This is a genomic window from Streptomyces milbemycinicus (assembly GCF_002154605.1).
GTDB classification, from domain to species: domain Bacteria; phylum Actinomycetota; class Actinomycetes; order Streptomycetales; family Streptomycetaceae; genus Streptomyces; species Streptomyces milbemycinicus.
The window spans coordinates 359-7,592 of the sequence record NZ_MUNE01000705.1; the positions used below are offsets into that span (position 1 = coordinate 359).

Here is a 7,234-nt window from a genome sequence, read left to right on the forward strand (position 1 = left end):
TTCGCGCCATTGCCGCCGGTGCCCTTGCCGTCTCCGGCGCCCTGGTGCTCACCGCCTGCGGCTCCGACGACAACACCGGTTCCTCGAGCGGTGGCGGCGGCACCAAGACCGACGCCAGCAACATCAAGTGCGAGGGCAAGGGCCAGCTGCTGGCGTCCGGGTCGTCCGCCCAGAAGAACGCCATGGACCTGTGGGTCAAGAACTTCGGCGCGGCCTGCAAGGACATCAAGATCAACTACAAGGCCACCGGCTCCGGCGCGGGCATCCAGGAGTGGCTGCAGGGCAAGACCGCCTTCGCGGGCTCCGACTCGGCGCTCAAGCCCGAAGAGGTCGCCTCCTCCAAGAAGATGTGCAAGACCGGCCAGGGCGTCAACCTGCCGATGGTCGGCGGCCCGATCGCGGTCGGCTTCAACGTCCCCGGCGTGGACAAGCTGACCCTGGACGCCAAGACCCTCGGCGAGATCTTCGACTCGAAGATCACGAAGTGGAACGACAGCGCGATCAAGAACCTGAACAAGGGCGTCAACCTGCCGGACCTCAAGATCCAGGCGTTCCACCGCTCGGACGACTCCGGCACCACGGACAACTTCACCAAGTACCTCAAGGCCGCCGCCCCCTCGGCGTGGCCGCACGAGCCGGGCAAGGCCTGGGAGGGCAAGGGCGGCCAGGCCGCGGACGGCTCCGCGGGCGTCTCCTCGCAGGTGAAGCAGGTCTCCGGCGCGATCTCGTACTTCGAGCTGTCGTACGCGACCGCCAGCAGCATCAAGACCGTGGACCTGAACACCGGCGCCTCCGCCCCGGTCCAGGCCACCGTCGACAACGCCTCCAAGGCCATCTCCGAGGCCAAGGTCAAGGGCACCGGCAAGGACCTGGCCCTCGACCTGGCCTACGACACCAAGGCAGAGGGCGCGTACCCGATTACGCTGGTGACGTACGAGATCGCCTGTGACAAGGGCAACAACGCCGACACCCTTGCCGCCACCAAGTCGTTCCTGACCTACGTCGCGAGCGAGGACGGCCAGGCCTCTCTGAAGGAGCTCGGCTACGCCCCGCTGCCGGCCGAGATCGCCACGAAGGTCCGCGAGAGCGTCGCGAGCCTCTCCTGACCCGAGTGCGGCCGGCTCCGACATCCCGGAGCCGGCCGCACCGTCCGGTGCACCGCCGCGCAAGGAGCCACACACCCTCTGGCTCCGCAGACCGGAGAACCCATGAAAACGGATATAGAACCTACATCCCCCACAGAACCGCCCGCGCTGGCCAGCTCTCGTGGCACCGGCCGCATCGGCGACAAAGTCTTCCTCGGTCTCTCCCGAGGGTCCGGAATCCTGCTGCTGGTGATCATGGCCGCCATCGCGGCCTTTCTCACCGTGCGCGCGGTTTCCGCCATCTCCGACGACCACGGCAACTTCCTGACCACCTTCGAGTGGAACACCAGTAGCCGCCCGATGGTCTTCGGTATCGCCGTGCTCGTCTACGGCACGATCGTCAGCTCGATCATCGCGATGCTGATCGCGGTCCCGGTCGCGGTCGGCATCGCGCTGTTCATCTCGCACTACGCGCCGCGCCGGCTGGCCACCCCGGTCGCCTACGTCATCGACCTGCTCGCGGCGGTCCCCAGCATCGTCTACGGCCTGTGGGGGGCGCTCTTCCTCGTCCCGCACCTGACCGGCCTGTACAAGTGGCTCGACGACTACCTGGGCTGGACCAAGATCTTCGAGTACAACGACGGCACCCCGCGCTCCCTGTTCACCGTGGGCATCCTGCTGGCGATCATGATCATCCCGATTGTCACCAGCGTCAGCCGCGAGGTCTTCCGCCAGGTCCCGCAGATGCACGAGGAGGCCGCGCTGGCTCTCGGCGCGACCCGCTGGGAAGTCATCCGGATGTCGGTCCTCCCCTTCGGCCGCTCCGGCATCATCAGCGCCTCCATGCTGGGCCTGGGCCGCGCGCTCGGCGAGACGATGGCCGTGGCCACCGTGCTGTCCCCCAACTACCTGATCAACGCCAGCCTGCTGGACCCGGGCGGCGGCACCTTCGCCCAGAACATCGCCAGCCACTTCAAGGAGGCCGACGGCCCCGCGCGTGACGCGCTGATCGCCTCCGGTCTGGTGCTGTTCGTCATCACGCTGCTGGTGAACGGCGCCGCGCGGCTGATCATCGCCCGCCGCAAGGAGTACTCGGGAGCCGCTGCGTGAGTAATGCAGTCATCGACAAGAGCGCGGTGGCCGGCGACGCCCCGCGGCCGGGCCTCAAGCAGCCCCGGCTGCCCAAGTGGACCCCGATCGGCCTGGCGCTGATCTCGGTGGGCCTGGGCTGCGGCATCGGCGTCGCCGGCGATCTGAGCAGCAAGACCCAGTGGGGTCTGATCGCCGCGCTGCTGTTCGTGCTCATCTCCTTCACCCTGACCACCAAGGTCGAGGGCTCCCGCCAGGCCAAGGACAAGCTGGCCACCAGCCTGATCTGGGTCTGCTTCCTGCTCGCGGTGATCCCGCTGGTCTCGCTGATCTGGGAGACCGTCGACCGGGGCCGCACGGTCCTCGACGGCTACTTCCTCGGCCACTCCATGGAGGGCGTGCAGACGATCCTCCCCGGCGGCGGCGTGTACCACGCGATCATCGGCACGCTGGAGCAGGTCGGCATCGCCACCGCCATCGCGGCCCCGATCGGCCTGCTGACCGCCGTCTACCTGGTGGAATACGGACGCGGCAAGCTCGCCAAGGCCGTGACCTTCTTCGTGGACGTCATGACCGGTGTCCCCTCGATCGTCGCCGGTCTGTTCATCCTCACCTTCTGGATCATCATCCTGGACTTCGACTACTCCGGCTTCGCAGGCGCGATGGCCCTGGCCATCCTGATGATGCCGATCGTCGTCCGCTCGACGGAGGAAATGCTCAAGCTCGTCCCGAACGAGCTGCGCGAGGCCTCACTCGCACTGGGCGTGCCCAAGTGGCGCACCATCCTCAAGGTGGTGCTGCCCACCGCGATCGGCGGAATCATCACCGGTGTGATGCTCGCGGTCGCCCGTATCGCCGGTGAGTCGGCCCCGATCATGCTGCTGGTGTTCGGCGCCACGGGGATCAACAACAACCCCTTCGACGGCGCGCAGTCCTCGCTCCCGTACTACGTGTACGAGCAGTGGCAGCTCGGTAACGATGCCTCGTACAACCGAGCATGGGCGGCGGCGCTCGTCCTGATCGCCTTCGTCATGATCCTCAACCTGCTCGCCCGCGGTATCGCCCGCTGGAAGGCACCGAAGTCCGGCCGCTGAGGCCACGCCACGAAGAAGAGAAGTGATTCACATGGCCAAGCGCATCGACGTCAGCGGCCTCACCGCCTACTACGGCACCCACAAGGCCATCGAGGACATCTCGATGACCGTCGAGCCCCGCTCGGTGACGGCCTTCATCGGCCCGTCGGGCTGCGGCAAGTCCACCTTCCTGCGCACCCTGAACCGGATGCACGAGGTCACCCCCGGTGGCCGGGTCGAGGGCAAGGTGATGCTGGACGACGAGAACCTGTACGCCACGGGCGTCGACCCGGTCTCCGTGCGGCGTACGGTCGGCATGGTCTTCCAGCGCCCGAACCCCTTCCCCACCATGTCGATCTTCGAGAACGTCGCGGCGGGGCTGAAGCTCAACGGCTCGTACAAGAAGAGCGAGCTGGAGGGCATCGTCGAGAAGTCCCTCAAGGGCGCCAACCTGTGGAACGAGGTCAAGGACCGGCTCAACAAGCCGGGCGCCGGCCTCTCCGGCGGCCAGCAGCAGCGGCTGTGCATCGCCCGCGCCATCGCGGTCGAGCCGCAGGTGCTGCTGATGGACGAGCCGTGCTCGGCGCTCGACCCGATCTCCACACTCGCCATCGAGGACCTGATCGGTGAGCTCAAGGAGCGCTTCACGATCGTCATCGTGACGCACAACATGCAGCAGGCGGCGCGCGTCTCGGACCGCACGGCCTTCTTCAACCTGGCGGGCGTCGGCCAGCCGGGCAAACTCATCGAGATCGACGAGACCGAGCGGATCTTCTCCAACCCGTCCGTCCAGGCGACCGAGGACTACATCTCGGGCCGCTTCGGCTGACGCACCGCCTCCCGCCGGCGGCGTGCCGACGGCGGAGGAGGAACGTCCTGTGGTGCTGCATGGCGGTGCCACCACAGGACGAAGGGCCCGCCCCCGATCACCTCGGGGGCGGGCCCGCTGCCTTTTGGTATGCGTACGTCAGCCGAAGGCCAGGTTGACGATCCAGTAGCTGAGCGCGGCGACACCGGCCGCCGCCGGCATGGTGATGAACCAGCCGAGGATGATGTTCTTCGCCACGCCCCAGCGCACCGCGTTCACCCGCTTGGTCGCGCCGACACCCATGATCGCCGAGGTGATGACATGGGTCGTCGAGATCGGCGCCTGGAACATAAACGAAGCGGTGTACATGACCGAGGCCGCCGTGGTCTCCGCCGCGAATCCCTGCGGCGGGTCGAGCTCGATGATCCGGCGGCCCAGTGTGCGCATGATGCGCCAGCCGCCCGCGTACGTACCGAGCGAGAGCATCGCGGCGCAGGCGATCTTCACCCACACCGGAATCGCGTCGCCCTCGTCCTCCACACCGGCGATGACCAGGGCCATCACCACGACACCCATGGTCTTCTGGGCGTCCTGCAGACCGTGGCCGAGCGCCATGGCCGCCGCCGAGACGGTCTGGGCTATGCGGAAGCCGCGCTTTGCCTTGTGCGGGTTGGCGTTCCGGAACATCCACAGGATGGCCACCATCACGAAGTAGCCCAGCACCAGACCGACGACGGGCGACAGGAACATCGGGATGACGACCTTCTCCACCACCCCGCTCCAGTGAACGGTGCTGGACCCGGCGAGGGCCGCGCCCACCAGGCCGCCGAACAGGGCGTGCGAGGAGGACGACGGAAGGCCGAAGTACCAGGTCACCATGTTCCAGGTGATCGCGCCCACCAGCGCCGCGAACAAGATCATCATGCCTTGGCCGCCGGTCGGGGTGGCGATCAGGCCCTCACTGACGGTCTTGGCGACCCCGCTGCCCAGGAAGGCGCCCGCGAGATTCATCACCGCGGCCATCGCGAGCGCCGCCCGCGGGGTCAGCGCCCGGGTGGAGACGGAGGTGGCGATGGCGTTCGCCGAATCATGGAAGCCGTTGGTGTACGTGAAGAAGAGCGCGACCGCAATGGTCACGACAAGCGCGAAGGTGTCCATGCCGAGGCTCAGGACTCCTTGACGGCGATCGTCTCGACCGTGTTGGCCACATGCTCGAAGGCGTCGGCCGCCTCCTCGAGCACATCCACGATCTGCTTGAGCTTGAGCACCTCGATGGCGTCGTACTTGCCGTTGAACAGGTGCGCCAGCAGCTTGCGGTGGATCTGGTCCGCCTGGTTCTCGAGACGGTTGACCTCGATCCAGTACTCGGTGAGGTTCGTCATGGTGCGCAGGTTCGGCATCGCCTCGGCGGTCAGCTCCGCGGCCCGCGCCAGTACCTCGATCTGCTGCTCGACCCCCTTGGGCAGCTCCTCTATCTGGTAGAGGACGACCAGGTCGACGGCCTCCTCCATGAAGTCCATGATGTCGTCGAGGGAGGAGGCGAGGGAGTAGATGTCCTCGCGGTCGAACGGCGTGATGAAGGAGGAGTTCAGCTGGTGGAAGATCGCGTGGGTCGCGTCGTCCCCCGCGTGCTCCGCGGCCCGCATGCGTTCGGCGAGCTCGGTACGAGCGGAGGAGTCCGCCCCGAGCAGTTCCATCAGGAGTTTCGAGCCGGTAACGATGTTGTCCGCGGAAGCCGCGAACATGTCGTAGAAGCTCGTCTCCCTGGGGGTCAGACGAAAGCGCACTGGGGATCCTTGGAATGCATCGGGGTCTGTCTCGTTGATGCTAGGTGCATCATCCGGCCACGGTAACCGGCGTTCCCCAGTGTGACCCATAGGGCAGAGTGCTTATCACAGGGACCCGGTCCAACCAGGCAGACCCGGTACCATATACCCAGCCGGGGTATATGCGGACATTTGCGAACAACGGGAGGGCGCCATGACCACCACGGCAGCCGACAACACCGCCCCCGCCGAGGGCGAGCAGCGGAGCCAGGCGCCCGAGCCCGAGGCGGAGGCCACCCCCACCCTCGCCGAGCACACCGGCCACGGCTATGCCAAGCAGAAGGACCAGCACCTCAAGCGACTGCGCCGCATCGAGGGCCAGATCCGGGGCCTGCAGCGGATGGTCGAGGAGGACGTCTACTGCATCGACATACTCACCCAGGTCTCCGCGAGCACCAAGGCGCTGCAGTCCTTCGCGCTGCAACTCCTGGAGGAGCATCTGCGCCACTGCGTGGCGGCGGCCGCCGTCAAGGGCGGCGAAGAGGTCGACGCCAAGGTCGCCGAGGCCACCGCCGCCATCGCCCGGCTGCTGCGGACCTGACGGCGCCGCCGCCCAGCCGCCCTCGCTCAGCCGCCCCCCGCTGGGCCTTCCGGCCCTGGCCCTTCGACACCGGGCCCTTCGGCACCCGGCCCTTCGACACCGGGCCCTTCGGCACCCGGCTCTCCGGCCTTGCCGGCGGACCACCGCCGTCGGCGCTACGGCCGGGCGCCCTCACCCTCGGCTGGATTTGATCGGTCCTCCGCCACCTGGAGCACCTCGTCGATACGGTCCGGACTGAGCCTTTCCTCGTCCGCGCTCGACGCAGCGATCATCAACTCACCGTAGAGATCGATCTCGACGAGGGCCACGGGGTCCGGGCCCGACGAGCCGCGACGCGCAACCACGTGTTTCACCTCCTCCTGCGAGCATCTGCGAGCACTTCCGAGCAGCGGCTTCCCAGCGTAGGGATCGGTACACACTCCGCGCATGGCACGGATGGACCATTTCACGGGGCTGAACGGCATGCGCTGGCTAGGTCTGGGGGGATCCAACCCTTCCTGTGTAAATATCCGATGATTTAGGGAGCGTCACGGCGGCCGGTGCGCCGAAGTCGTACAGCTCGATGGTGGAGGCCACCCCCAGCGTCCGCCGTACGCTCTGGGGGCCGGGGGTGCTCCGATTGCCCGGCGCACCCTGGGCGGCGTCACCGCCCTGCCCCGATTGCCCGGCCCCGCTCCGGCCTCCGCTCGCGGTTCCGCCTCTGGTTCCGGTTCCATCGCCCTGGCCGGACTGACCGGACTGGCCGCCCTGGCTGCCCTGGCCGGACCGGCCATCTTGACCAGACTGCCCGCCCTGCCCGTCCTGCCCGTCCT

Annotated in this window: 8 protein-coding genes; 5 read left to right on the forward strand and 3 right to left on the reverse strand. The window is 67.5% G+C overall.

The annotated features are described in order from the left end of the window. The 4 genes from pstS to pstB form a co-directional block, all read left to right on the forward strand. On the forward strand, window positions 1-1,106 hold a 1,106-nt coding region (gene pstS / locus CCN51_RS43530; RefSeq protein WP_086860831.1), incomplete at its 5' end, for a phosphate ABC transporter substrate-binding protein PstS. 102 nt (window positions 1,107-1,208) lie between these two features. After that, on the forward strand, window positions 1,209-2,195 hold the full coding sequence (gene pstC / locus CCN51_RS43535) for a phosphate ABC transporter permease subunit PstC (RefSeq protein ID WP_043487155.1): 987 nt from the start codon (window positions 1,209-1,211) through the stop codon (window positions 2,193-2,195). Beyond that, window positions 2,192-3,268 carry a phosphate ABC transporter permease PstA gene (pstA, locus tag CCN51_RS43540; protein ID WP_014177684.1) on the forward strand — a complete coding sequence of 359 codons (1,077 nt, stop codon included), beginning with the start codon at window positions 2,192-2,194 and terminating at the stop codon, window positions 3,266-3,268. The genes pstC and pstA overlap by 4 nt, the downstream gene beginning before the upstream one ends. A gap of 31 nt (window positions 3,269-3,299) precedes the next feature. Further along, window positions 3,300-4,076, forward strand: coding sequence for a phosphate ABC transporter ATP-binding protein PstB (pstB, locus tag CCN51_RS43545; protein WP_014177685.1), 777 nt, complete (start codon window positions 3,300-3,302; stop codon window positions 4,074-4,076). A 138-nt stretch (window positions 4,077-4,214) separates the two neighbouring features. Here pstB and CCN51_RS43550 read toward each other — a convergent pair whose 3' ends face one another. Beyond that, on the reverse strand, window positions 4,215-5,213 hold the full coding sequence (locus CCN51_RS43550; protein ID WP_014177686.1) for an inorganic phosphate transporter: 999 nt from the start codon (window positions 5,211-5,213) through the stop codon (window positions 4,215-4,217). A gap of 8 nt (window positions 5,214-5,221) precedes the next feature. Next, window positions 5,222-5,842 carry a DUF47 domain-containing protein gene (locus CCN51_RS43555; protein WP_014177687.1) on the reverse strand — a complete coding sequence of 207 codons (621 nt, stop codon included), beginning with the start codon at window positions 5,840-5,842 and terminating at the stop codon, window positions 5,222-5,224. A gap of 193 nt (window positions 5,843-6,035) precedes the next feature. Between CCN51_RS43555 and CCN51_RS43560 the strand changes: the two genes are divergently transcribed. Next, window positions 6,036-6,422, forward strand: coding sequence for a metal-sensitive transcriptional regulator (locus CCN51_RS43560; RefSeq protein ID WP_014177688.1), 387 nt, complete (start codon window positions 6,036-6,038; stop codon window positions 6,420-6,422). 155 nt (window positions 6,423-6,577) lie between these two features. Here CCN51_RS43560 and CCN51_RS43565 read toward each other — a convergent pair whose 3' ends face one another. Beyond that, window positions 6,578-6,775, reverse strand: a complete 198-nt coding sequence (locus tag CCN51_RS43565) for a hypothetical protein (protein WP_405383341.1) — start codon at window positions 6,773-6,775, stop codon at window positions 6,578-6,580. Window positions 6,776-7,234 lie beyond the last annotated feature (459 nt).